A 24,450-nucleotide genomic window follows, 5' to 3' on the forward strand; every position below is an offset into this window, starting at 1 on the left:
CGCGGTCGTACGACGACGGCCCCCGACCCGTGCACCGGGTCGGGGGCCGTCGTCATGAGCAACGGAGGGGAGAGCGCCGGGCCGCTCCCGGGGGCTACTCCCAGCGGAAGAAGCGCGCGGCGGCGGCGAGGCCGAGGACGGCCCAGCCGGCCAGCAGGCCGAGATCGGCCCACGGCACCCCGGCGCCGCTCTGGAGGACCGAGCGCAGACCGTCCGACAGCGCCGAGATCGGCAGCAGCTCCAGCACGGACCGCGCCGCCGCCGGGAACTTCGACAGCGGCACGACCACCCCGCCCGCCAGCAGCAGCAGGACGAAGACCAGGTTCGCGGCCGCCAGCGTCGCCTCCGCCTTCAGCGTGCCGGCCATCAGCAGGCCGAGCCCGGAGAAGGCGGCGGTGCCGAGGACGAGCAGGGCGGCCACGGTGAGGAGGTTGCCCTGCGGAGACCAGCCGAGGGCCAGCGCGATCACCGACAGCAGTGCCACCTGGAGCGCCTCGGTGACCAGGACGCAGCCGGTCTTCGCGGTCAGCAGCGCCCAGCGCGGCAGCGGACTGGCGCCCAGCCGCTTCAGCACGCCGTAGCGGCGCTCGAAGCCGGTGGCGATGGCCTGCCCGGTGAAGGCCGTCGACATCACGGCGAGCGCCAGCAGCCCCGGCGCGAGGAAGTCGACCCGCTCGCCGGGCCCCTCGACGGCGACGATGTCCACCGCGGAGAAGAGCACCAGCAGCACGGTCGGGATGACCACGGTGAGCAGCAGCTGCTCGCCGTTGCGCAGCAGCATCCGGGTCTCGAACGCCGTCTGGGCGAGCAGCATCCGGCCGACCGGCGCCGCTCCGGGACGGGGGGAGTAGTCGGTCACGAGCGCAGGTCCCGTCCGGTCAGGTCGAGGAAGACGTCTTCGAGGCTGCGGCGCTGCACCGCGAGCCGCTCCGGGAGGATGCCGGAGGCCGCGCACCAGGCGGTGACGGCGGCGAGCAGCTGCGGGTCGACCGGCGCCTCGACGCGGTAGCTCCCGGGGGAGGACTCGGCGGCGGTGGCGCCCTCGGGCAGCTCCTTGAGCAGGGTGGTGAGGTCGAGCCCGGGCGGGGCGTCGAAGCGCACGCTGGACTCGGCGCCGCCGCGGCACAGCTCCTCCGGGGTGCCCCCGGCGATCACCCGGCCCCGGTCGACGATCGCGACCCGGTCGGCGAGCTGCTCGGCCTCGTCCATGTGGTGGGTGGTGACGACCACGGTGACGCCGTCCCGGCGCAGGTCGCGGACCAGCTCCCAGGCGGCGCGGCGGGCCTGCGGGTCGAGGCCGGCGGTGGGCTCGTCCAGGAAGACCAGTTCCGGGCGGCCGACCACGGCCATCGCCAGCGCGAGCCGCTGCTGCTGGCCGCCGGAGAGCCGGCGGTAGGTGGTGCGGCCGCAGGAGCCCAGGCCGAGCCGTTCCACCAGCGCGTCGACGTCCAGCGGGTGGGCGTGCAGCTTCGCGGTGTGCCGGAGCATCTCGACGGCGCGGGCGCCCGCGTACACGCCGCCGGACTGGAGCATCACGCCGATCCGGGGTCGCAGCTCGGCGTTCTGCGCGACCGGGTCGAGGCCGAGCACCCGGACCGTGCCGGCGTCGGGGCGGCGGTAGCCCTCGCAGGTCTCGACGGTGGTGGTCTTGCCGGCGCCGTTGGGGCCGAGGACGGCGGTGACGGTGCCCCGGGAGATGCGCAGGTCCAGACCGTCCACCGCGGTCTTCTCGCCGTAGCGCTTGACCAGCCCGGTGATCTGGACCGCGGGTTCGGATTGCATGCCTGTGAGTCTAAGAGGGCCCAACGGATGGCCCCGACACCGGGTTTGGTGATCATTTCCGCAGGTCAGGTAAGGCTAACCTGCGTGACAGATGCCACGGGTGAGGTGTGGGTCACGGCTTGTCCTGCCGGAAGGAATTACGCAACACTGGTGTTGTGAAAAACATGCGCGAGCACTCCACGCACCAGGAGGCCGAGTCGGCCCCCGGCTGCGCCGTGCCCGCGACGGCGGCGGAAGTACTGCTGGAGGGCCACCGGGCCACCCGGGACCGGGTCGCCCGGTCGATCCTGGACCACGGCCCCTCCTCCGCCACCGACCTGGCGACCCGGCTCGGTCTCACCACCGCGGCCGTCCGCCGTCACCTGGACGGCCTCACCGCCGCCGGCCTGGTCGAGTCCCGCGAGCAGCGGGTCTACGGCAGCCGCGGCCGTGGTCGTCCGGCCAAGGTCTTCGCCCTGACCGACGGCGGCCGTGACGCCTTCTACCAGGCGTACGACCAGCTCGCCGCCGACGCCCTGCGCTGGATCTCCGACGCGGTGGGCGGCGGCAAGGCCGGTGAGGAGGCGGTCGCCGCCTTCGCCCGGGCCCGGTTCGGCCGACAGGCGGAGAAGTACCTGGAGGCCGTCAGCTCCGCCGGAGAGGGCGAGCGCACCGAGGCACTGGCCCAGGCGCTCAGTGCCGACGGGTACGCTGCCACGGTGCGGTGGGTCCCGTCGGCCGCGGCCCAGGCCCCGGCGGGCGCCCAGCTCTGCCAGCACCACTGCCCGGTCGCGCACATCGCCGAGCAGTTCCCGCAGCTCTGCGAGGCGGAGACCGAGGTCTTCTCCCGGCTGCTGGGCACCCACGTGCAAAGACTGGCCACCATCGCCCACGGCGACGGGGTCTGCACCACCTATGTGCCGGCACCCGGTGCCGCATCGTCGCCCGCCCTGCGCACCGCCGCGGGCCGGGACACCGATGTCGCGCCGACTGCCGGTACGTCCACCGAAGATTCAGCGTCCGCGCGTTAGGAAGCTCGCATGACTGACACCGTTTCGCACCCCGAGCTTGAGGGCCTGGGCACCTACGAGTACGGCTGGGCCGACCCGGACGTCGCCGGCGCCGAGGCCAAGCGCGGGCTCAGCGAGGACGTGGTCCGCGACATCTCGGCGAAGAAGAACGAGTCCGAGTGGATGCTGAACCTGCGTCTCAAGGGCCTGAAGCTCTTCGGCAAGAAGCCCATGCCGACCTGGGGCTCCGACCTCTCCGGCATCGACTTCGACAACATCAAGTACTTCGTGCGCTCCACCGAGAAGCAGGCCGAGTCCTGGGAGGACCTGCCCGCCGACATCAAGGCGACGTACGACAAGCTGGGCATCCCGGAGGCGGAGAAGCAGCGCCTGGTCGCCGGTGTCGCCGCCCAGTACGAGTCCGAGGTCGTCTACCACCAGATCCGCGAGGACCTGGAGGAGCAGGGCGTCATCTTCCTGGACACCGACACCGCGCTGCGCGAGCACCCGGAGATCTTCCACGAGTACTTCGGCACCGTCATCCCGGTCGGCGACAACAAGTTCGCCGCGCTGAACACGGCCGTCTGGTCCGGCGGCTCGTTCATCTACGTGCCGAAGGGTGTCCACGTCGACATCCCGCTCCAGGCGTACTTCCGGATCAACACCGAGAACATGGGCCAGTTCGAGCGGACGCTGATCATCGTCGACGAGGACGCCTACGTCCACTACGTCGAGGGCTGCACCGCGCCGATCTACTCCTCCGACTCGCTGCACTCCGCGGTCGTGGAGATCATCGTCAAGAAGGGCGGCCGCTGCCGCTACACGACGATCCAGAACTGGTCGAACAACGTCTACAACCTGGTCACCAAGCGCGCCGTGGCGTACGAGGGCGCGACCATGGAGTGGGTCGACGGCAACATCGGCTCCAAGGTCACCATGAAGTACCCGGCCGTCTACCTGATGGGCGAGCACGCCAAGGGCGAGACCCTGTCGATCGCCTTCGCCGGCGAGGGCCAGCACCAGGACGCCGGCGCCAAGATGGTCCACATGGCGCCGAACACCTCCTCCAACATCGTCTCCAAGTCGGTGGCGCGCGGCGGCGGCCGGACCTCCTACCGGGGTCTGATCGAGATCGGCGAGGGCTCCAAGGGCGCCAAGTCCAACGTGCTCTGCGACGCGCTGCTGGTCGACACCGTCTCCCGGTCGGACACCTACCCCTACGTGGACGTCCGCGAGGACGACGTGTCCATGGGCCACGAGGCGACCGTCTCCAAGGTCAGCGAGGACCAGCTCTTCTACCTGATGAGCCGCGGCATGACCGAGTTCGAGGCCATGGCGATGATCGTCCGCGGCTTCGTCGAGCCGATCGCGCGCGAGCTGCCGATGGAGTACGCGCTGGAGCTGAACCGGCTGATCGAGCTGCAGATGGAGGGCTCCGTCGGCTGACCCGCCGGCCGCCCGCCGTCCATCGAGCATTTTTTTGAGGAAGAGAGCACAACGAACAGCCATGGCTGACACGCCTTTGAATGTCGCTGCGAACAACTCCGGCTCCACGACCGCCGGTTCGATCGAGGTCGGCACCGCCGGTGCCGGCGCCCAGCTCGCCGGTCCCGGCACCGGCCGGGACAGTGTCCGCCAGCCGATCGACGCGCGCGTCGCGGTCGCGCCGTCCTTCGACGTCGCGGACTTCCCGGTGCCCACCGGCCGCGAGGAGGACTGGCGGTTCACCCCGCTGCACCGCCTCGGCGGCCTGCACGACGGCACCGCCGCCACCGCCGACAAGGGCGAGGACAAGGTCGAGCTGAGCCTGCCCGAGGGGGTCACCGCCGAGACCGTCGGCCGGGACGACGCCCGCCTGGGCAAGGCCGGCAAGCCGGTCGACCGGGTCGCCGCGCAGGCGTTCAGCGCCTTCGAGCAGGCGCTCGTGATCACCGTCCCCCAGGAGACGGCGCTCACCGAACCGGTCCGGGTCGACGTGCACGGCGAGGGCGGCACCCGCTTCGCGCACGTGGTCGTCGACGTCAAGCCGTTCGCCGAGGCCGTCGTGGTGATCAACCACACCGGCACCGGCACCCGGGCCGCCAACGTCGAGCTGCTGGTCGGCGACGGCGCCAAGCTCACCTTCGTCTCGGTCCAGGACTGGGACCGGGACGCGGTGCACGCCACCCAGCAGACCGCGCTGGTCGGCCGCGACGCCACGCTGAAGTCCGTCGTCGTCACCTTCGGCGGCGACGTGGTCCGGATCCACCCGCGGGTCAACTACGCCGCCCCCGGCGGCGAGGCCGAGCTGCTCGGCCTCTACTTCGCCGACGCCGGCCAGCACCTGGAGCACCGTCTGGTCATCGACCACGACACCCCGCACTGCCGCTCCAACGTCGTCTACAAGGGCGCGCTGCAGGGCCGGGACGCGCACGCGGTGTGGATCGGCGACGTGCTGATCCGCGCCGCCGCGGAGGGCACCGACACCTACGAGCTCAACCGCAACCTGGTGCTCACCGACGGCGCCCGGGTCGACTCGGTGCCGAACCTGGAGATCGAGACCGGCGAGATCGTCGGGGCCGGCCACGCCTCCGCCACCGGCCGGTTCGACGACGAGCAGCTCTTCTACCTGCAGTCCCGCGGCATCCCGGCCGTCGAGGCCCGCCGCCTGGTGGTGCGCGGCTTCTTCGCCGAACTGGTCCAGCAGATCGGCGTCGCCGAGATCCAGGACCACCTCATGGCGAAGATCGAGGCCGAGCTCGAAGCGGCGGTCTGACACCCATGAGCTTCCTTCGCGCCTGCGCGTTGAGCGAACTGGCTGAGGACGAGCCCAAGCGCGTCGACCTCAACGGCGTACCGGTCGCCGTCGTCCGCACCGACGAGGGGGTGTTCGCGGTCAACGACATCTGCTCGCACGCGAACGTCTCGCTGTCCGAGGGCGAGGTCGAGGACTGCATGATCGAGTGCTGGCTGCACGGCTCCAGCTTCGACCTGCGCACCGGCAAGCCCTCCGGCCTGCCCGCCACCCGGCCGGTCGCTGTCTACCCCGTAAAGATCGAAGGGGACGATGTGCTCGTCTCCGTCAACCAGGAGTCCTGAGTACACATGGCTACCCTTGAAATCCGCGACCTGCACGTCTCCGTCGAGGCCGAGAACGGTCCCCGGGAGATCCTGAAGGGCGTCGACCTGACCGTGAAGCAGGGCGAGACCCACGCCATCATGGGTCCGAACGGCTCCGGCAAGTCCACCCTGGCCTACTCCCTGGCCGGCCACCCCAAGTACACCGTCACCGGCGGCTCGGTGCTGCTCGACGGCGAGGACGTCCTGGAGATGTCCGTCGACGAGCGCGCCCGGGCCGGCGTCTTCCTGGCCATGCAGTACCCGGTCGAGGTCCCCGGCGTCTCGGTCTCCAACTTCCTGCGCACCGCCGCCACCGCCGTCCGCGGCGAGGCCCCCAAGCTGCGGCTCTGGGTCAAGGAGGTCAAGGAGGCGATGGCCGGCCTGCAGATGGACCCGGCGTTCGCCGAGCGCAACGTCAACGAGGGCTTCTCCGGCGGCGAGAAGAAGCGCCACGAGATCCTCCAGCTGGAGCTGCTCAAGCCGAAGATCGCGATCCTCGACGAGACCGACTCCGGCCTGGACGTCGACGCGCTGCGGGTCGTCTCCGAGGGCATCAACCGGGTCCGCTCGACCGGCGAGGTGGGCACCCTGCTGGTGACCCACTACACCCGCATCCTGCGCTACATCAAGCCCGACCACGTCCACGTCTTCGCCGGCGGCCGCATCGTCGAGTCCGGCGGCGCGGAGCTGGCCGACAAGCTGGAGTCGGAGGGCTACGAGTCCTATGTGAAGGGTGGCGCGTCCGAGTGACCCCCACGCACGAGCCGGCGGTCCTGCCGGGCCTGCTCGACACCGACGCGATCCGCAAGGACTTCCCGGTCCTGCAGCGCCTGCTGCACGACGGCAAGCCGCTGGTCTACCTGGACAACGCGGCCACCTCCCAGAAGCCCCGCCAGGTGCTCGACGCCCTGAACGCCTACTACGAGCGGCACAACGCCAACGTCCACCGCGGCGTGCACGTGCTCGCCGAGGAGGCCACGGCGCTGTACGAGGGAGCCCGGGACAAGGTCGCGGCCTTCGTCAACGCACCGAGCCGGGACGAGGTGGTGTTCACCAAGAACGCCTCCGAGTCGCTCAACCTCGTCGCCAACATGCTGACCTGGGCGGACGAGCCGTACCGGGTGGACGCCGAGTCCGAGATCGTCATCACCGAGATGGAGCACCACTCCAACATCGTCCCGTGGCAGCTGCTCTCGCAGCGCACCGGCGCGAAGCTGAAGTGGTTCGGTCTCACCGACGAGGGCCGGCTCGACCTGTCGGCCATCGACGAGCTGATCACCGAGAAGACCAAGGTGGTCTCCTTCACCCTGGTCTCCAACCTGCTGGGCACCGTCAACCCGGTCGAAGCCATCGTGCGCAAGGCCCAGTCGGTCGGCGCGCTGGTCGTGATCGACGCCTCGCAGGCCGCGCCGCACATGGTGCTGGACGTCCAGGCGCTGGAGGCCGACTTCGTCGCCTTCACCGGCCACAAGATGCTGGCACCGACCGGCATCGGCGTGCTCTGGGGCCGTCAGGAGCTGCTGGAGGACCTCCCGCCGTTCCTCGGCGGCGGCGAGATGATCGAGACCGTCACCATGGGCTCGTCCACCTACGCCCCGGCGCCGCACAAGTTCGAGGCCGGCACCCCGCCGATCGCCCAGGCGGTCGGGCTGGGCGCGGCCGTCGACTACCTGACCGGCATCGGCATGGAGCGGATCGCCGCCCATGAGCACGCCATCACCGAGTACGCGATCGAGCGGCTGCTGGAGGTCCCGGACCTGCGGATCATCGGTCCGCGGACGGCCGTCGACCGCGGCGCGGCGATCTCGTTCACGCTCGGCGACATCCACCCCCACGACGTGGGCCAGGTGCTGGACGAGCAGGGCATCGCCGTGCGCGTCGGCCACCACTGCGCGCGGCCGGTCTGCCTGCGGTACGGAATTCCGGCGACCACGCGGGCGTCGTTCTACCTGTACTCGACGCCGGGCGAGGTCGACGCGCTCGTGGACGGCCTCCACCACGTCCGGAACTTCTTCGGCTGAGGACGGGGCACGCGACCATGAAGCTCGACTCGATGTACCAGGACATCATCCTGGACCACTACCGCAACCCGCACGGCAAGGGGCTGCGGGACGGTGACGCCGAGGTCCACCACGTCAACCCGACGTGCGGGGACGAGATCACCCTGCGGGTGAAGCTCGACGGCTCCACCGTCGTCGACGTCTCCTACGAGTCCCAGGGCTGTTCGATCAGCCAGGCCAGCGCCTCGGTGCTGAACGACCTGGTGGTCGGCAAGTCCGTGGGCGAGGCACAGGCGGTCCAGGAGGCGTTCCTGGAGCTGATGCAGAGCAAGGGCCAGGGCGAGGGCGACGAGGAGGTGCTGGAGGACGCGGTCGCGTTCGCCGGCGTCTCCAAGTACCCGGCCCGGGTCAAGTGCGCCCTGCTCAGCTGGATGGCCTGGAAGGACGCCACCGCCAAGGCCCTCGCCGAGCACCCCGCCACCGACTGACACCGCAGAGGAGGACACCAGCCATGACCGAAGAGACCACCTCCCCCGCGGAGGAGACCCCGGCCGGCCCGGTCGGCACCAGCGCCGGCACCGTCTCCGTCGAGGACCTGACCGAGGCCCTGATGGACGTCGTCGACCCCGAACTGGGCATCGACGTCGTCAACCTCGGCCTGATCTACGGCGTCCACATCGACGACGCCGACGTGGCCACCATCGACATGACCCTCACCTCGGCGGCCTGCCCGCTGACCGACGTGATCGAGGACCAGGCCAGGACCGCCACCGACGGCCTGGTCAAGGACCTGCGGATCAACTGGGTCTGGATGCCGCCGTGGGGCCCCGACAAGATCACCGACGAGGGCCGCGACCAGCTCCGCGCCCTGGGCTTCAACGTCTGACCGACGGCCCGACGTCAACCCACTGCCGCCCAAACCGCTCCTTCGGGGGAAGGTTTCGGGCGGCAGTGGTATATCTGCGACCGGGCGGCCAGGCTGGTGCCGCGACCTCGGAGGGAGCGAAGTCATGTCAGTGGTTGCGTTCGCGCAGTTGCTTCTGCCTGATTCGCCGTACGCCATGTGGGTCCGGGGGGAACTGGAGGAGTACCTCCGACTCCCGGACGACGGTACGCGGGTGGAGGTTGTCGGAGGGGAGATCGTCGTGTCACCGGCGCCGGTAGTTACGCATGCGGTGTTCCTCGCACACATCGACCGGCCGTTCACTCGTGCCGCCGTCCCGGACCCGTCCTATCCGTGGCGGGCGATGCAGGGGATCGAACTGGATCTGGTCGAGACGGGCGACGGCTACATTCCGGATCTCGTCATCGTGGACACAGAGGTGGAGGAACGCGCGCTGGCCGGCGATGTCGCCCGTCTCCATCCGCACGACATCGCCATGGTGGTCGAGGTGACATCGCCGTCGAACGCCCGTCAGGACCGTCGTCCCATGTTCGGGCGACAGGTCAAGCCGACCAAGTGGAACGGCTACGCACGGGGCGGCGTGCCGTACTACCTTCTGGTCGACCGTGACCCGAGGCAGCCCAGTGTCATGCTGTTCGGTGAGCCGAACAAGGCCGAGGCCACATACGAGCTGCTGGGCGAGTGGAAGTTCGGTGAGGCAGTCCGGCTGCCGGAGCCGTTCGGGGTCGAGATCGACACCGATGCCTGGAAGCCCTGGAGTGTGTGAAGGCCCGTGGAACGCCGCCGCCCCGGAACGGACTCCGTTCCGGGGCGGCGGCGTTCGTGCGCGGGGTCAGGCGGCCTTGGGGCGGCGGGCGACGGCGACGGCCAGGGCGGCGCAGAGGGTGGCGGCGAGGAGGGTGAAGCCGCTGGTCGCCGGGAGCAGGCCGTACGCCTTGACGAGGGCGCCGACGGCGACGATGGGCAGGGACGAGCCGAGGTAGACGATGATCCACAGGGAGCTCAGCTCGGAGCCCCGGCGTTCGGGGTCCATCGCGGCGACGGCGGTGGTGAACAGGGAGCGGAAGGCGATGCCCTGGCAGGCGCCGCCGAGGACGCTGCCGATGAAGAGCAGGGCCGGGGTGCCGGTGTACTGCGCGGTGACGACCAGGCCCAGGCCGGTGGCCAGGCCGGCCATGCCCAGGGCGACGACCAGGCGGTCGGCCGTCGGCGGGACGACCAGCTGGGCCAGCGCCGAGGAGCCGAGCAGCAGGGCCGCGACGACCGCGCCGACCAGGTGGGAGTCGGTGTGCAGCACCTTGGCGGAGAAGGCCGGGGCCAGGCTCAGGTAGACCCCGAACACCGCGTAGGAGACGAAGCCGGCCGAGGCCGCCAGCAGGAACTCGCGGCGGCCGGTGCGCGGCAGCCGCAGGCGCTGCGGGCGCAGGTGCGCCGGGGTGGTGATCCGCGGCGGGGAGGCCGGCGGGCGGTTGCGGCCGGGCATCCGGGGGTGGACCAGGGCCAGCGGCACGCAGAGCGCGAGCAGGGCGATCGCGTGCAGCAGGAAGGGCGTGAGCAGCGGGTCGGCGCCGTCGGCCAGCAGGGCGCCGACCACCGGGCCGAGCGCCACGCCGCCCGCCGAACAGGCGAGGGTGAGCTTGGCGGCCAGGGTGGGGCGGTCCGGCATCAGATCGCCGAGGGCGGCCCCGGCGGCGCCGGTGGACAGGCCGACGGCGATGCCCTGGACGGCCCGTCCGGCGGCCAGTTGCCAGAAGCTGCCCGCGGTCGCGAAGACCACGTCACCCGCGGCCGCCAGGGCGACGGCGGGGAGGATCACGGCGCGTCGGCCCAGGTGGTCGGACCAGTGGCCGACCACGGCCAGTACCGGGACCAGTGCGAACACGTAGACCGTGAAGAGGATCGTGGTGTCGAGCGGGCCCAGGCCGAGCCGTTGCTGGAGCATCGGGTAGATCGGCGTCGCCAGATTGGCGCCGATGAGCATGAGGAGCAGGGCGGCGGCGACGAGGCCGACACGGACACCGCGCAGCGCGTTCCAGCGGCTGATCGCGGCGAGCCGGAGCTGGGCGCGGGGCGCGAGCTCCAGGGGAAGCAGGGCCTCCGACAGTCGGCGTCCGTCGAGCTGCGCGGTGCGCAGGACGGAGCCGGCGGGGGAGAGGTCCGCCATGGCAGGGGTCTCCTGTGGCCGGGCACCACACGGGTCGGCGGGGTGTGCCGGCGCGCCCGTCCAGGGCGCTGTGGTGGTGGCCTCGGTGCGGGCTCCCTGGTGGTGCAGGTGAGCGAGAGCGGGGCTACGTTGCCCGTCGGCGCGCGCGGGGTGGTGCGCGGTACCGACTTCGAAGGATAAGGGGTGGGCGCGCGCTCGCGGCGCGCGCCCCTGGAGGCCGGGCGTCGGGGGTGCCCGGCCTATACGCTGAGGTAGTGGGCGGGTACGCGGAGCTGATCTCCGCACCCGGCCCGGCCGACCGCTCGGTGCGGTGGCTCGGCACAGGCAGTAGCTCGATCTGGCTCGATGTAGCTCGGTGTAGGGAGAACGCGCAACGATGGCCGCACGACGTCGCAGGAACGCCGGCCCCTCGGCGGCGGGGACCCCGGGCGAGGGCGCGGTGCTGCCCGCCGACCTGGAGCTGCAGGATCTGTACGGCGCGTTCGCCGCGCACGGACTGGACGACGAGGACCTGGACGACGCGGCCGTGCTGGTGCCGCCGGTCCGGCTGCCGGGCGAACCGGAGCTGGCCGCGCTGGCGAAGGCCGTCCCGATGTTCGACTGGGCGCTGCGGCTGGCGCGCTGGGCGGCCCCGCACCGGGCGGTGGACGAGTTCGGCGACCTGACCGCCCCGGACCGGCTCCCGGCCGCCCGGTTGCTCGGCCTGGCCCCCGAGGAGGGGGACGGGCCGGAGGAGGCGGTGGTCGAGGCGATGCGCGCCTGGTCGCTCGCCTGCGACCTGGACCTCGTCGAGATCGGCACCACGGCGGCCGGGGAGCACGTCGCCGTCCCCGGCCCGGACCTGGAGCCGGCCGAGGAGGGTGACCCCGAGACCGTCCTGGAGCTGTGGCTGACGGCGGCCGGGATCGTCCGCGAGCTGGCGGTGGAGGCGGACTCCCAGGAGCTGGAACCGGACCGGGACGAGGACGGGGACGGCGAGGCGGAGGAGGACGAGGAGGGCCTCGGCGAGGTCGAGGACGCCAGGGACGAGGCCGCCGAGCTGCTCGACGAGGCGCTCCAGGTGCTGTACGAGACCACGGCCTTCGCCGAGCCGGGCATCGAGACGGTGCCGCTGGGCGTGCTGGCGGCGCTGCTGGTCGTCCCCGAGGGCGAGGAGCCGAGCGACGAGCTGCTGGGCGACATCACCGACGTCATGGTGGCCCTGGACCCGATGCTCGCCGACCTCGCCGAGCTGGGCCTGCTGGACTACCGGCCGATCGACCCCGAGCTCTTCGACGAGGAGGAGGGCGAGGACGAGGACGCGGCCGGGGCCCCCGCGGAGGGCGGTCCGGAGGAGCTGGACGAGGCGGAGTCGGCCCGGTTCGGGCTGGTCCGGCTCACCCCGCTCGGCCAGTACGGGATCCGCCAGTGGCTGCTGGAGGACGGCTACGACGCGCCGCTGGTCGGCGACCTGGCCGGGGGAGACGCGGCCGAGCTGCTCCGCGGGGTCAGCGAGGCCGCCAATGTGCTGCCCGAGGAGGAGCTGAAGGTCTGGCTCGACGGGCGGGAGCCGGTGGCGGCGGCGCGCGAGCTGCTGGCGGCGGCGCGCGGCAGCGACGCGTACGCCCCGATGCGGCGGATGCTCTGCCACTCGGCGCTGACCCTGATCGGGGCGCCGGCCGAACCGGCCGTGCGGGAGGTGCTGGACGATCCCGAGCTGGCCGGCGGCGCGGCGGCCTGGCTGGTCGCGCTCGGCGCGGCGGACGTGCCCGCGCCGGACCGCGCGACGGCGCTGTGGACGGTCGTCGACGCCTTCGCGGCCCAGTTGCTGGACACCGGCGGTGATCCGGAGCTGCTGCGCGAGCTGGTGGCCGAGCTGCCGGTGACGGACGACCCGGCGGACTACCTCGGCGAGCTGTGGCGGGTCGAGCACCCCTACACGGCGGACGTGCTGGAGGCGGTCGGCGAGATGCACCCGGACCGGGCGGTGGCGAAGGAGGCCCGCAAGGCGGCGTTCAAGGCGCGCTCCAGGGGCTGAGCCGGGGTCGTGGGCCCCCGCCCGGCCGGGCCGGGGCGCCAGGTGCGGCGGGGGCTCAGTGGGGCAGGTCGAGCGAGCCGTCCTCGGTGAACGGGAAGAACGGGTTGTGGGCCAGCTCCCAGAGGTGCCCGTCCGGATCCTCGAAGTAGCCGGAGTAGCCGCCCCAGCTGGTCGGCGCCGGCGGTTTGACCACCGCGGCGCCGGCCTCCACGGCCGTCGCCAGCGCGGCGTCGACCAGGGCCGGGGACTCCAGGTTCACCGCGAGGGTGACGCCGCGGAAGGCCGGCTCGCCCGCGGACGGCACGCCCGCGTCGGCGGCCAGCTCCTCGTGCGGGAAGAGGCCGAGCACCGAATCGACGGTGCGGAACCAGACGATCTCCGGGCTGGAGGCGGCGGACCGGTGCCAGCCGAGAGCCTCGTAGAAGCGGGCGCTGCGGTCGAGGTCGCTCACACCGAGGGTGACGATGCTGAGCCGGGCCGGGAAGTCCTTGGTTGCTGTCATGCCGCCAGCGTAGGGAGGGGGACCGACAGCGGCGCCCCGGGCAGGGCCGTCCGGCGGGACGGGGCGGGACGGGGCGGGGCGGGGCGGGGCGGGGTCGGGCGGTGGTGGGCGGCGACCCGGGTCGCGGCCGCCGTCGCGGCGGCGGATCGGCCCGGTGCGCAACGGGCCTGATGACCCGGCAGGTCGGGCCACGTATCGTTGCCGGGGTCGACGGCACGGCGGGAACGGCGAGGACAGGGGGTGCGGCGCGGGATGACGCGGGCGAGCGGAGGCGGTCGGAGCGGTCGGTACGGGGACGGTGCGGGCACGGTGGACCCGTGCGGCCGCCCGGGGGACTGTCCGCGCGAGTGCCGGGTCGGCGACCTGGAGGAGTTCCTCGGCGGTCAGGAGGACCTCGCCCGCCGGACGATCGGGGCGGCCGACTTCCCGCTGTACGGCGTGGTGCCCTCGGCGGGACCGGGCGGCCCGGTCGCGCTGGTCGCGTTCGGCGGCGGTGCGGACCTCGCTCCCGGCTGGGTCGAGGTCGGGACCGGGGACTGGACCTCGGCGGCCGGCCCCTACGTCACCGTGCGCACCCACCGGCCGGGCGCCGACCGGTACGAGCCGCTGCCCGAGCTGGAGGACGTGGTCGAGGACGAGCGCGACCGCGTCTACGAGCAACTCGGGGTCGACGAGGGCGACACCCCGGGCCGGGTCCGGGCGCTGCGCGAGTGGATCACCGTCGACGGCCGGTCGCACGCCGTCGAGGTGCACGAGGACCGGCGCGGCCTGTGGTCCGGCGCGCCGCTGCCCGGCTGCTGTCCGATGGGCGGCGCCGAACCGGTCTGGGCGGGCCGGTTCCGGGTGGACGGGCTGACGGTGACGGTGTGCGGGCGCGGCGTGTCGCCGGGCGGCGTCGAGCTGGCCCGGATCCAGGACCCGGAGAGCTGTCTGCGCGGCCGCACCGCGCTGCTGCGCGAGCTGGCCGGCCGGCGCGGCCGGTGCCTGCCGGTGGAGCGGCGCGAGCTGGCCCCGGTCACCGGTCTGGAGGCGCACCGGGAGGTGATCGCGCACGGCATCACCGAGGCCGCCGCGGTCGAGGCCCGGCTGCGGTCCGGACGCGCGCCCCGATCGCTGCGGGGGGCGCGCGCGGAGGCGGGAGCGCTGCGTCGGGAGGCGGCGGTGCGCCAGCAGATGCGGCTCGCCTCGGAGACCAGGGCGGAGGCGGCGGAGGCGGTGGCCGCGATGGTCGAGCAGCTCCGGCGGCTCTCCCAGCTGACGCACTGGGTGGTCGGGACACCGGAGGGCGACGCGGCGGTGGAGGAGTCGATCCGGTACTCGGTGTTCGCCAGCGAGGTGGCGAGCCTGCCGGCCCAGCGGGCCTGGCAGCGGGTGCGGAGCGGGGAGCGCGGGGAGCACCCGATGGGCGAGCAGCTGTGGCTGGCGGCCTGGGAGCAGTGGCGGGTGGCGCGGGCCGGCCGCTGAGCGGGGCCGACGGCGGGCGGGCGGCGTCGGGGGCGGGGGACCGGATCGGGACGCGGGGCCGGGAGGCCGGTTGAACGATGCCCCTCCCGGGGGCCGAACGGGGGGTGGCCGGAGCCGGTCCGGCGGTGTGACCTGTGGGGACATGGCAAAAGCTGAGTCATGAGTTCGAATACGGTTGGCAAATGGCCGCCCTGACGAGGCATGCGCTTCACCGGGCGTTCACCGGGCGGGCGGAGTCTGCTGGGCGTCGACGACCTTTCTCGACACCTCGCACACCTCGCACGCCGCGCACCGGGTCCGCCCGGTCGGCACCCCACCCTTCAGGAGTGACTGCCATGTCGCTGTCCCGCCGGGACTTCGTCAACCGTTCCACCCTCGTCGGGGCCGGCGTGCTGATCGCCGGCAGCGCGGAGGCCCTGGCCACCGCCCCGGGTGCGATCGCCGCTCCGGCCGGTGGCGAGGCGCCGGCCGCCGAGGCTGTCGAGGGCGAGCGTCTCGCCGTCGGTTACGGCCCGCTGGTCGCCGACACGCAGGGCGGCCTGCTCGCCCTGCCCAAGGGCTTCAAGTACAAGGTCGTGAACCGCGCCGGCGTCACCAAGCTGCGCACCGGTGAGTTCACCCCGAGCAACCACGACGGCACCTCGGCGTTCGAGGACGAGCGCGGCGGCAACCTGCTGGTCGTCAACCACGAGCTGTCCGGCGCCCGCGCCAACTGGCCCAACCCGGTCCCGCTGACCGAGGGCCACGTCTACGATCCGGGCGCGGCCGGCGGCTGCACCATCGTGCACGCCAAGGCCAACGGCACGGTCGAGCAGTGGGTCGGCATCGCCGGTACCTCCACCAACTGCGCCGGCGGCGTCTCCCCGTGGGGCACCTGGCTCTCCGGCGAGGAGACCGAGGACAAGGCCGGCAAGAACGGCTTCACCAAGGACCACGGCTACATCTTCGAGGTCGACCCGTTCGACGACGACTACAACCGCGACCCGCAGCCGGTGAAGGCGTTCGGCCGCTACGCCCACGAGGCCGTCGTCGTCGACCCGAAGCGCGGCCAGGTCTACCTGACCGAGGACGCCTCGAACCCCAACGGTCTGCTCTTCCGCTGGACCCCGCCGGCCGGCTTCAAGCACGGCCGCTACCAGCTGCGCAAGCTGGCCGCCGACGCCGGTGTGCTGGAAGCCTTCAAGGTCTTCGACGCCCAGGGCAAGTTCATCGACGACCTGTCCCGCGCCACCACGGTCGGCACCACCTACGGCGTGGACTGGGTCAAGGTCCAGGACCGCGACGCCAAGACCGTCTCCGTCCGCAAGCAGTTCAAGGACGGCGAGGTCACCCGCGCCCGCAAGCTGGAGGGCATGTGGTGGGGTGACGGCGGCTTCTACTTCGTCTCCAGCTTCGCCCGCTCGGAGAGCCCGCTGCAGCACGACGGCCAGGTCTGGTTCTACAGCCCGGTCCGTCGCACCATCACCCTGAAGGTCCTGCTGGGCGTCAACACCGACGTCTGGGGCGACCACGACAACTTCGACGGTCCGGACAACATCACCGTCTCGCCCTACGGCGGCATCGTGATCGCCGAGGACGGCGAGGGTGTCTCGCACCTGTTCGGCGCCACCGAGGACGGCCTGACCTTCCCGATCGCCCGCAACGAGCTGAACATCGGTTCCGCCGAGAAGCCCGAGTTCAGCGAGTTCACCGGCGTCACCTTCTCGGACGACGGCAAGACCCTCTTCGCCAACATCCAGACCCCGGGCATCCAGCTGGCCATCACCGGCCCGTGGCACCGGCTGAACGAGCACAAGCGCGGCCAGGGCTACGGCCAGTGAGCTGACCGCGAGTGAGTGATCGGGGCCCGCTTCGGCGGGCCCCTTTCGCGTGCCCGCCCGGGTCGGGCCCGGGCCCGGTGCGTCCCGGCGCGCGCCGTCAGGAGTCGGCCGGCAGCCGCAGCTGGAGCATCGCCAGCAGCCGCTGCTGCGGCTGGGCCAGGTCGATCCCGGTGAGCTGCTCGGCCCGGCGGACCCGGTACCGCAGGGTGTTCGGGTGGATGTGCAGGGCGTCCGCCGCGACCCGGACCTCGCCCAGCGCGTCCAGCCAGGCCAGCACCGACTCGGCGAGCCTGGTCCCGTGCCTGCGGTCGTACGAGGTCAGCGCGGTGAGCCGCGGGTCGCGCAGGCCGCCGCGCTCCTGGAGCAGCGCCAGTACCTCGCTGACCAGCACCTCCGCCTGGACGTCGATCAGCGCCGCGACCTCCAGGTCGACCCCGCCGCGGCCCATCGCGTCCAGGATCCGGTCCGCCTGCGCCCGCGACTCCGGCACCAGGGCGAGGCCCTCCACGGTCGAGCCGAGCGCCGCCCGCAGCGGGACTCCCAGGTGGTCCCGGGCCGCCTCGACCACCTCGTGCGCCCAGCCGCGCACGGTGGCCATCGGCAGATTGGCGGGCAGGTCGGGCAGCAGCACGTACACCCGGGACTCGATCGGCGCGAGCAGCGCGGCGCGGTGCCGGGCCGCCGTGTGCACCGAGATGAGGCCGGTCACCTCGGCCCGGGTGAGTTCCTCGGTGCTGTCCGCGCTGTACGCCAGCACGGTGGCCGGGCGCCGCACGTCGAGGCCGAGGTGGGTGGCCAGCGACTGCGGCCCGGTGGAACCCTCCAGCAGGCCGGTGACCAGGGTCCGGGTGAGCCGGACGTCCGCCGAGAGCTCCCGGCGGCGGCGCACCAGCTGGGCGGCGGCGACCCGGGCCGCGCCGACCAGCGCCTGCTCGGCCAGCGGCGCCAGCGGCCGGGAGCCCTCCTGCACCCAGATGGTGCCGAGCGGCTGCGCGCCGGTCCTGATCCCGATCGCCAGCCTGCGGCGCAGGCCGAGCTCGGGGTGCGGGTCGACCGCGATCACGGTGTCCGAGGTGCGCAGGTGCTGGAAGACGCCCCACTCGCGGAGCTTGGAGAGGTACGGCTCGGGCCCCTGCCAGCCGAGGATGGAGAGCCGGCGCAGGTCGTCGACCTCGTCGGAGTCGGAGGAGCGCGAGTAGGCGAGCACCCGGCTGGAGGTGTCCTCGATCGAGACGATGCCGTTGGTGAGCACGGCGACGGTCTGGGCGAGCGAGAACAGGTCCCCGGCGTTGTGCTCGGGGGAGCCGGGCGCGTCCGGGGTGTCAGGTCCGGCGATGATCGCCCGGGCCAGTGAGTCGAGGTGCTCCCAGCGCGTCTCCCGGCGCACCGAGAGCAGGGCCACACCGGCCTCGGTGGCCGCCTCCCGCAGCGCGTCGGCCTGGCCGGGGGCGTCCAGCTTGACGGCGACCGCGGCGGCGCCGGCCCGGCCTGCCGCGCGCAGCGCCGGGAGGGCGGCCCGGCCGCGGGCGCCGATGGCGAGCACGAGCTCGCCCGGGGCGGCGGTGGGAGGGTCCTCGGGGTCGAGGATGGCCACGTCCCGGACCGGGACGTCGAGGCCGTGCGGGGCGGTCTGGAGCTCGACCAGCGGCTCGCCCAGGGCCATCAGCAGTTGCCGGAGCGGGAGGCCGGGGGTGGTCATCGGGCCTCCTCGAAGGTGTCCGGTGGGCTGTCGGCGGCCGGCCGGGGGCTGCCGGGGCGCCGTCGCTGGGGGCCGCTGCCGGGCGGCCCGGGGGTTCGCCGCGGACGGCCGGGGTGGCCGGCGGGTGGCCGAAGGGCGGCTTTCGTCCGAATCCTTCATCCGGTCGGACAACGCCGTCCGGATGATTTTAGCCGTCCGGCCAATCAAGCGGGCCCTGATGCAGGAATAGCGTTCGTCATGTGGCCGTCGTGCGATCCGCGCCGGCTTCCCCCGCAAGGAACGAAGGAGAGCGTGCGCTCATGGATGCTGTGACCCAGGTCCCCGCGCCGGTGAACGAGCCGGTCCACAGCTACGCGCCGGGCAGCCCGGAACGGGCCCGCCTGGAGGCGAAGCTGAAGGAGCTGGGCGGCCAGGAGCCGGTCCAGCTGACCATGACGATCAACGGTGAGCGCCGCATGGGCGGCGGCACCGAGTTCCACGTCGTCCAGCCGCACAACCACGCGGCAAGGCTCGGCACCCTGCGCAACGCCACCCAGGCGGACGCGCAGGAGGCCATCGACACTGCCCTGGCCGCGGCCCCGGCCTGGCAGGCGCTCTCCTTCGACTCCCGCGCCGCGATCTTCCTGCGCGCCGCCGACCTGCTGGCCGGCCCCTGGCGCGAGACCCTGGCCGCCGCCACCATGCTCGGCCAGTCCAAGACCGCGCAGCAGGCCGAGATCGACACCCCCTGCGAGCTGGTCGACTTCCTGCGCTTCAACGTGCACTTCGCCCGCCAGATCATGGCCGAGCAGCCGATCTCCTCGGACGGCGTGTGGAACCGCAGCGACCACCGCGCGCTGGAGGGCTTCGTCTACGCGATCACCCCGTTCAACTTCACCGCCATCGCCGGCAACCTGCCGACCGCGCCGGCGCTGATGGGCAACGTGGTGCTGTGGAAGCCCTCGCCGACCCAGCAGTTCTCCGCGCACCTGCTGATGCAGCTGCTGGAGGCGGCCGGCCTGCCCAAGGGCGTCATCAACATGGTGACCGGCGACGGCCTGGACGTCTCCGCCGTCGCGCTGAAGCACCCGGCGCTGGCCGGCATCCACTTCACCGGTTCCACCGCGACCTTCCAGCACCTGTGGCGCGAGGTCGGCACCAACATCGCCAACTACCGCACCTACCCGCGGATCGTCGGCGAGACCGGCGGCAAGGACTTCCTGGTCGCCCACCCGTCCGCCGACAAGGCCGTGCTGAAGACCGCCATGACCCGCGGCGCCTTCGAGTTCCAGGGCCAGAAGTGCTCGGCCCTCTCCCGCGCCTACGTCCCGGCGTCCATCTGGGCCGAGCTCAAGGACGAGTTCCGGGACGAGGTCGACGGCCTGACCATGGGCGACGTCACCGACCTGTCGAACTTCATGTCCGCCGTCATCGACGACCGCGCCTTCGCCAAGAACAAGGCCGCGATCGACCGCGCCCAGGCCGACCCGAAGGTCGAGGTCCTGGCCGGCGGCACCTACGACGACAGTGTGGGCTACTTCGTCCGGCCGACCGTGCTGGTCTGCCAGGACCCGGCCTCGGAGTACTTCCGCGACGAGTACTTCGGCCCGGTCCTCGCCGTGCACGTCTACGAGGACGACACGTACGACGAGATGCTGACCCAGATGGAGTCGGTGTCCGACTACGCCCTGACCGGCGCGATCATCTCCCAGGACCGCGAGGCCGTTCAGCACGCGATGCTCAAGCTGCGCAACGCGGCCGGCAACTTCTACATCAACGACAAGCCGACCGGCGCGGTCGTCGGCCAGCAGCCGTTCGGCGGCGCCCGTGCCTCGGGCACCAACGACAAGGCCGGCGCCAAGCAGAACCTCGCGCGGTGGACCTCGACCCGCTCGGTCAAGGAGACCTTCGTCCCGCCGACGGACTACCGCTACCCGCACATGGGCTGACCGTCCCACCGGGACCCTTCGCGGTCCCCCGACGCCCCCGGCCCCGCAGCCGGGCGGCGTCCCCACGGGCGGCGGACCCACCACCCCTCGGGTCCGCCGCCCGTCCCTTTCCGCCACCCCGCAGAAGCACCAGCTCCAGGAGTCACGATGCTCCGTTCCGCCCTCCTCGCCGCCTCCCGTTCGGCCCAGGTCCGCACCGTCGTCGAGAAGTTCCCGCCGACCCACGCGATAGTCGAGCGCTTCGTCGCCGGCGAGGCCCTCGACGACGCCGTCACCGCCTGCGACGACCTCGTCGCCACCGGCCGCAAGGTCACCCTGGACCACCTCGGCGAGGACACCCGCGACGCCGCCCAGGCCGCCGGCACCGCCGAGGCGTACGAGCACCTGCTCAAGGCGCTCAAGGAGACCGGCCTGGCCGCCGGCGCCGAGGTCTCGGTCAAGCTCTCGGCCGTCGGCCAGTTCCTCCCGGTGGACGGCGAGAAGATCGCCCTGGAGAACGCCCGCCGCATCTGCGAGGCCGCCGCCGACGCCGGCACCACGGTGACCCTCGACATGGAGGACCACACCACCACCGACTCCACCCTCGCCATCGCCCGCGAGCTGCGCCAGGACCACCCCTCGCTGGGCGTCGTCCTCCAGGCGTACCTGCGCCGCACCGAGGCGGACTGCCGTGAGTTCTCCGGCCCCGGTTCGCGGGTGCGCCTGTGCAAGGGCGCCTACAAGGAGCCCGAGTCGGTCGCCTTCCAGGGCAAGCACCAGGTCGACCTGGCGTACGTCCGCGCGCTCAAGGTCCTGATGGCCGGCGAGGGCTACCCGATGATCGCCTCGCACGACCCCAACATGATCAAGATCGCCGGCCAGCTGGCCGAGTGGAACGGCCGCAAGCGCGACTCCTTCGAGTACCAGATGCTCTTCGGCATCCGCCCCGAGGAGCAGCTCCGCCTCGCCGCCGAGGGCAACACCATGCGGGTGTACCTCCCGTACGGCGAGGAGTGGTACGGCTACTTCATGCGCCGCCTCGCCGAGCGCCCGGCCAACCTGACCTTCTTCCTGCGCGCCATGGCCACCCGCGGCTGACCCCGCGCGGCGCGCGAGCGGCCCGGGTCCCCCTCCCGCGATGGGGGGACCCGGGCCGCTCGCGTCGGCGCCGGTCAGACGAGCTCGGTCCGGAAGCCTTCGGGGGAGTGCGGGCTCAGGAAGCTCTCCAGCAGGATGTCCTCCTGCGACGGAGAGTCCGCGATCGGTTTCTCATGCGCCACAGCACTCATGATGCCCCTCCTTCTTCTGCGCGTCACGCTGGTGGCGGGGTGCGGAGGGTTGTGCCGTGCACGGCGGACTTTCACTCGATCGTATGAGGCGGCAGGCGGCGTAGGATCTTCGTGCTGGTGAACTCTGTTGTGTGAGCAAGGAGTTGGCATGGTGCTGAAGCGGTTCGCGGAGCTGTCCACGCCGTTGGTGGCGGACGCCTGCATGCGGGTGGGGGTGGCGCTGAGGGTGGCGCCGGCCGGGGTGGCGGCGGTGGTGCCCGGGAGCCGGGTGGCCGGGCGGGTGCTGCCGGTGCGGCACTACGGGAGCGTGGACGTGTTCCTGGAGGCGTACGGTGCGGCGGAGCCCGGGGACGTCGTGGTGATCGACAACGGCGGGCGGACGGACGAGGCGTGCATCGGGGACCTCGCCGTGCTGGAGGCGCGGGCCGCCGGGGCCGCCGGGGTGGTGGTGTGGGGGCTGCACCGTGACACCCCGGAGCTGGTGGAGATCGGGCTGCCGGTGTTCAGCTACGGCACGCTTCCGCTCGGCCCGGTGCGGCTGGACGGGCGGGAGCCGGAGGCGCTGAAGGCGGCCCGGTTCGGTCCGCACCTGGTGGACACCGGGGACGTGGTGTTCGCGGACGCGGACGGTGTGCTGTTCGTGCCGTCCGGGCGGCTGGACGAGGTGCTGGACGCGGCGGCCGGGATCGCCCGCACCGAGCGCGCGCAGGCGGAGCGGATCCGCTCCGGTGACACGCTGCGGCGGCAGACCGCGTTCGCGGAGTACCTGGAGCGCCGCGCCGCCGACCCGGGGTACACCTTCCGGCAGCACCTGCGGCGGGTCGGCGGGGCGATCGAGGAGTAGGCGGGAACCCCCTGGGGGCTCAGAGCGCCAGATGCATGACGTGCAGGGCCACGTAGCCGTGCACGGGGTGGTGGAAGGCTTCCGGGACGGTGCCGACGACGGCGAAGCCGAGCGACTCGTAGAGCTTCACCGCGTGCTTGTTGGAGGCGACCACGGCGTTGAACTGGACGGCGCGGTAGCCGGACCGGCGGGCCCAGTCGATGCTGTCCAGGACGAGCGCCCGGCCGATGCCCCGGCCGCCGTGGGCCGGGTCCACCATGTAGCTGGCACTGGCGACGTGGCCGCCGTTGCCCAGCTGGTTGCGGTTCATCCTGGCGGTGCCGAGCACGGCGCCGGTGGTCCCGTCGACGGCGACCACGGTGCGGTGGGGTTCGGACAGCAGCCACCACTCCCGGCCCTGCTCGAACCCGAGGTCGAGCGGGTAGGTGAAGGTCTCGCCGGCGGCGACGATGGAGTGGAAGAACGGCCAGACGGCGGGCCAGTCCTCGGTGGTGGCTTCCCTGATCAGCATTCGGACATGATGCGGGCCGGGCGGCGGGAGGTCCAGTGGATTTCCCCCGCCGCCCGGCGGGCCGTCAGCCGCCGTCGGCGACCGTCAGAGCATCGAGGCGGCCGGCTTGACCATCGCCCGAGCGGTCTTGGCGTCGACGTACTCGCCGATCGCGGTCATCACCCATTCGCCCGAGTACTGGCGGACCAGCTTGCACATCACCACACCGGTGCGGGCCTCGGAGTGGGTGAGGTCGAAGCGGACCAGCTCCTGGTTCGTCCCGGCGTCGACCAGCCGGCAGTAGGCGTTCTTGACCTCGGTGAACTTCTGGCCGGAGAAGGAGTTCACCACGAACACCAGTCCGCACACCTCCGGCGGCAGGCCGTTGAGGTGGACGGTGATCGACTCGTCGTCGCCGCCGCCCTCGCCGGTCAGGTTGTCGCCGGAGTGGACGATCGAGCCGTTGAAGATGCCCAGCTTCATGAACCAGGCGGTGTCCAGCTTCTCGCGCTTGGCGTCGAAGGCGAGGCAGGAGGCGTCGAGGTCGATGTTGCGGCCGCGGCCGGCGGGCTCCCAGCCCAGGCCCATCCGGATCGAGGAGAGGAAGGGCTTGCCGTTCTTCTCCAGCGAGACCGAGCCGCCCTTGGTGAGGCTGACCCGGCCCTTGTCCAGGGTGACCTTGGTGAGCGACGGCGCGGCGGGCGGGGCCGGGGGCATCGGGGGCGCGCTCTGCGGCATCGGCGGGGCGGAGGCCATGGCGAGCCGGGGGTCGACCGGGGCGGCGGCCGGGGGCGGGGTCGGCGCGGCGGGGGCCGGAGCGGGCGGCGCGACCGGGGCGGCCGCGGCGACCGGCGCCGGGGCCGGCTGCTCCTCGACCGAGACACCGAAGTCGGTGGCGATGCCGGCCAGGCCGTTGGCGTAGCCCTGCCCGACCGCGCGGACCTTCCAGGCGCCGTTGCGCTGGTAGACCTCGACCACGATCAGCGCCGTCTCCCGGCCGAGCGCGGGCGAGGTGAAGGTGACCAGCACCTCGCCGGTGGCGGCGTCGCGGACGGTCGCGGTCGGCTCCATCCCCGCGAAGGTGGCGCCGGCCTCGTCGGGGCTGGCGGTGACGACGATCTTGGTGATCCCGGCCGGGACGGCCGCGGTGTCGACGATGATGGCGTCCGGGCCGCCCGCGGCGGCCGGGCGGTGGGTCACCCCGGGCCCGTCGGGGGCGTTGTAGAAGACGAAGTCGTCGTCCGAACGGACCTTGCCGGCATCGGTCAGCAGCAGGCCCGAGACGTCCAGCGCCTTGGGTGCGGTGACCTCGACGGTCACCCGCGCGGCGGTCAACGGGGCATTGCCGCCCTGGGTCAGGACCGTGGACACGAACTCCTCCTGGGAATGACGTGGTGCGGGGGCCGGCCCCGGCGATGGGGCGGCTGTGCCGACTGGCGACCACAGTAACGAACGAGGTCGGCCGGATGAGCCCGAACGG

The 24,450-nt window shown here is 72.6% G+C and carries 22 protein-coding genes; 15 read left to right on the forward strand and 7 right to left on the reverse strand.

Features of this window, described 5'->3' with window-relative positions; translation table 11 throughout:
• Window positions 1-94: 94 nt before the first annotated feature.
• Together ACIQ9P_RS23400 and ACIQ9P_RS23405 are read right to left on the reverse strand one after the other, a co-directional pair.
• Complete coding sequence (locus ACIQ9P_RS23400; protein ID WP_402359761.1) at window positions 95-814, reverse strand: ABC transporter permease; 720 nt, start codon at window positions 812-814, stop codon at window positions 95-97.
• Between the two features lie 41 nt (window positions 815-855).
• Window positions 856-1,782, reverse strand: coding sequence for an ABC transporter ATP-binding protein (locus ACIQ9P_RS23405; protein ID WP_402359302.1), 927 nt, complete (start codon window positions 1,780-1,782; stop codon window positions 856-858).
• Between the two features lie 164 nt (window positions 1,783-1,946).
• Between ACIQ9P_RS23405 and ACIQ9P_RS23410 the strand changes: the two genes are divergently transcribed.
• From ACIQ9P_RS23410 to ACIQ9P_RS23450, 9 genes are all read left to right on the forward strand, one after another.
• On the forward strand, window positions 1,947-2,792 hold the full coding sequence (locus tag ACIQ9P_RS23410; RefSeq protein WP_402359763.1) for a helix-turn-helix transcriptional regulator: 846 nt from the start codon (window positions 1,947-1,949) through the stop codon (window positions 2,790-2,792).
• A 9-nt stretch (window positions 2,793-2,801) separates the two neighbouring features.
• Window positions 2,802-4,217, forward strand: coding sequence for a Fe-S cluster assembly protein SufB (sufB, locus tag ACIQ9P_RS23415; RefSeq protein WP_402359305.1), 1,416 nt, complete (start codon window positions 2,802-2,804; stop codon window positions 4,215-4,217).
• A 61-nt stretch (window positions 4,218-4,278) separates the two neighbouring features.
• Window positions 4,279-5,526, forward strand: a complete 1,248-nt coding sequence (gene sufD / locus ACIQ9P_RS23420) for a Fe-S cluster assembly protein SufD (RefSeq protein WP_402359308.1) — start codon at window positions 4,279-4,281, stop codon at window positions 5,524-5,526.
• Between the two features lie 5 nt (window positions 5,527-5,531).
• A complete protein-coding gene (locus ACIQ9P_RS23425) occupies window positions 5,532-5,849 on the forward strand; it encodes a bifunctional 3-phenylpropionate/cinnamic acid dioxygenase ferredoxin subunit (protein WP_402359311.1) in 318 nt (105 codons plus the stop codon).
• A gap of 6 nt (window positions 5,850-5,855) precedes the next feature.
• Window positions 5,856-6,620, forward strand: coding sequence for a Fe-S cluster assembly ATPase SufC (gene sufC, locus ACIQ9P_RS23430; RefSeq protein ID WP_402359314.1), 765 nt, complete (start codon window positions 5,856-5,858; stop codon window positions 6,618-6,620).
• A gap of 23 nt (window positions 6,621-6,643) precedes the next feature.
• A complete protein-coding gene (locus ACIQ9P_RS23435; RefSeq protein ID WP_402359765.1) occupies window positions 6,644-7,891 on the forward strand; it encodes a cysteine desulfurase in 1,248 nt (415 codons plus the stop codon).
• Between the two features lie 17 nt (window positions 7,892-7,908).
• Window positions 7,909-8,358, forward strand: a complete 450-nt coding sequence (gene sufU / locus ACIQ9P_RS23440) for a Fe-S cluster assembly sulfur transfer protein SufU (RefSeq protein ID WP_093860082.1) — start codon at window positions 7,909-7,911, stop codon at window positions 8,356-8,358.
• A gap of 23 nt (window positions 8,359-8,381) precedes the next feature.
• On the forward strand, window positions 8,382-8,756 hold the full coding sequence (locus ACIQ9P_RS23445) for a metal-sulfur cluster assembly factor (protein WP_093860081.1): 375 nt from the start codon (window positions 8,382-8,384) through the stop codon (window positions 8,754-8,756).
• Window positions 8,757-8,880: 124 nt separating this feature from the next.
• Complete coding sequence (locus tag ACIQ9P_RS23450; protein ID WP_402359318.1) at window positions 8,881-9,540, forward strand: Uma2 family endonuclease; 660 nt, start codon at window positions 8,881-8,883, stop codon at window positions 9,538-9,540.
• A 66-nt stretch (window positions 9,541-9,606) separates the two neighbouring features.
• On the opposite strand, the gene ACIQ9P_RS23455 is transcribed toward ACIQ9P_RS23450, so the two are convergent.
• A complete protein-coding gene (locus ACIQ9P_RS23455) occupies window positions 9,607-10,938 on the reverse strand; it encodes an MFS transporter (protein WP_402359321.1) in 1,332 nt (443 codons plus the stop codon).
• 376 nt (window positions 10,939-11,314) lie between these two features.
• Between ACIQ9P_RS23455 and ACIQ9P_RS23460 the strand changes: the two genes are divergently transcribed.
• The gene (locus ACIQ9P_RS23460) at window positions 11,315-12,955 is read left to right on the forward strand and encodes a hypothetical protein (protein WP_402359324.1); all 1,641 of its coding nucleotides are present in this window, start codon (window positions 11,315-11,317) and stop codon (window positions 12,953-12,955) included.
• Window positions 12,956-13,010: 55 nt separating this feature from the next.
• Here the strand turns inward: ACIQ9P_RS23460 and ACIQ9P_RS23465 are convergent, their stop codons facing one another.
• A complete protein-coding gene (locus ACIQ9P_RS23465; protein ID WP_402359327.1) occupies window positions 13,011-13,457 on the reverse strand; it encodes a VOC family protein in 447 nt (148 codons plus the stop codon).
• 309 nt (window positions 13,458-13,766) lie between these two features.
• Between ACIQ9P_RS23465 and ACIQ9P_RS23470 the strand changes: the two genes are divergently transcribed.
• Entirely contained in the window at window positions 13,767-14,921 is a 1,155-nt protein-coding gene (locus ACIQ9P_RS23470; RefSeq protein ID WP_402359330.1) for a hypothetical protein, read from the forward strand.
• Window positions 14,922-15,256: 335 nt separating this feature from the next.
• Window positions 15,257-16,741 (forward strand): alkaline phosphatase PhoX, encoded by a 1,485-nt coding sequence (locus ACIQ9P_RS23475; RefSeq protein WP_402359333.1) that lies wholly within the window; start codon window positions 15,257-15,259, stop codon window positions 16,739-16,741.
• A gap of 97 nt (window positions 16,742-16,838) precedes the next feature.
• On the opposite strand, the gene ACIQ9P_RS23480 is transcribed toward ACIQ9P_RS23475, so the two are convergent.
• Window positions 16,839-18,440: a PucR family transcriptional regulator gene (locus ACIQ9P_RS23480; RefSeq protein WP_402359336.1), complete on the reverse strand. Its 1,602-nt coding sequence runs from the start codon at window positions 18,438-18,440 to the stop codon at window positions 16,839-16,841.
• Between the two features lie 299 nt (window positions 18,441-18,739).
• Here ACIQ9P_RS23480 and pruA point away from each other — a divergent pair, with 299 nt between their 5' ends.
• The 3 genes from pruA to ACIQ9P_RS23495 all read left to right on the forward strand — a co-directional run bounded on the left by pruA (window position 18,740) and on the right by ACIQ9P_RS23495 (window position 22,480).
• Window positions 18,740-20,368: an L-glutamate gamma-semialdehyde dehydrogenase gene (pruA, locus tag ACIQ9P_RS23485; protein ID WP_402359339.1), complete on the forward strand. Its 1,629-nt coding sequence runs from the start codon at window positions 18,740-18,742 to the stop codon at window positions 20,366-20,368.
• Window positions 20,369-20,515: 147 nt separating this feature from the next.
• Window positions 20,516-21,445: a proline dehydrogenase family protein gene (locus tag ACIQ9P_RS23490; RefSeq protein WP_402359342.1), complete on the forward strand. Its 930-nt coding sequence runs from the start codon at window positions 20,516-20,518 to the stop codon at window positions 21,443-21,445.
• Between the two features lie 339 nt (window positions 21,446-21,784).
• Window positions 21,785-22,480, forward strand: coding sequence for an RraA family protein (locus tag ACIQ9P_RS23495; protein ID WP_402359345.1), 696 nt, complete (start codon window positions 21,785-21,787; stop codon window positions 22,478-22,480).
• Between the two features lie 19 nt (window positions 22,481-22,499).
• Here the strand turns inward: ACIQ9P_RS23495 and ACIQ9P_RS23500 are convergent, their stop codons facing one another.
• The gene (locus ACIQ9P_RS23500) at window positions 22,500-22,991 is read right to left on the reverse strand and encodes a GNAT family N-acetyltransferase (RefSeq protein WP_402359348.1); all 492 of its coding nucleotides are present in this window, start codon (window positions 22,989-22,991) and stop codon (window positions 22,500-22,502) included.
• A gap of 84 nt (window positions 22,992-23,075) precedes the next feature.
• Window positions 23,076-24,329, reverse strand: coding sequence for a TerD family protein (locus ACIQ9P_RS23505; RefSeq protein WP_402359769.1), 1,254 nt, complete (start codon window positions 24,327-24,329; stop codon window positions 23,076-23,078).
• Window positions 24,330-24,450 lie beyond the last annotated feature (121 nt).

The organism is Kitasatospora sp. NPDC094019, assembly GCF_044764505.1.
Classification (GTDB): domain Bacteria; phylum Actinomycetota; class Actinomycetes; order Streptomycetales; family Streptomycetaceae; genus Kitasatospora.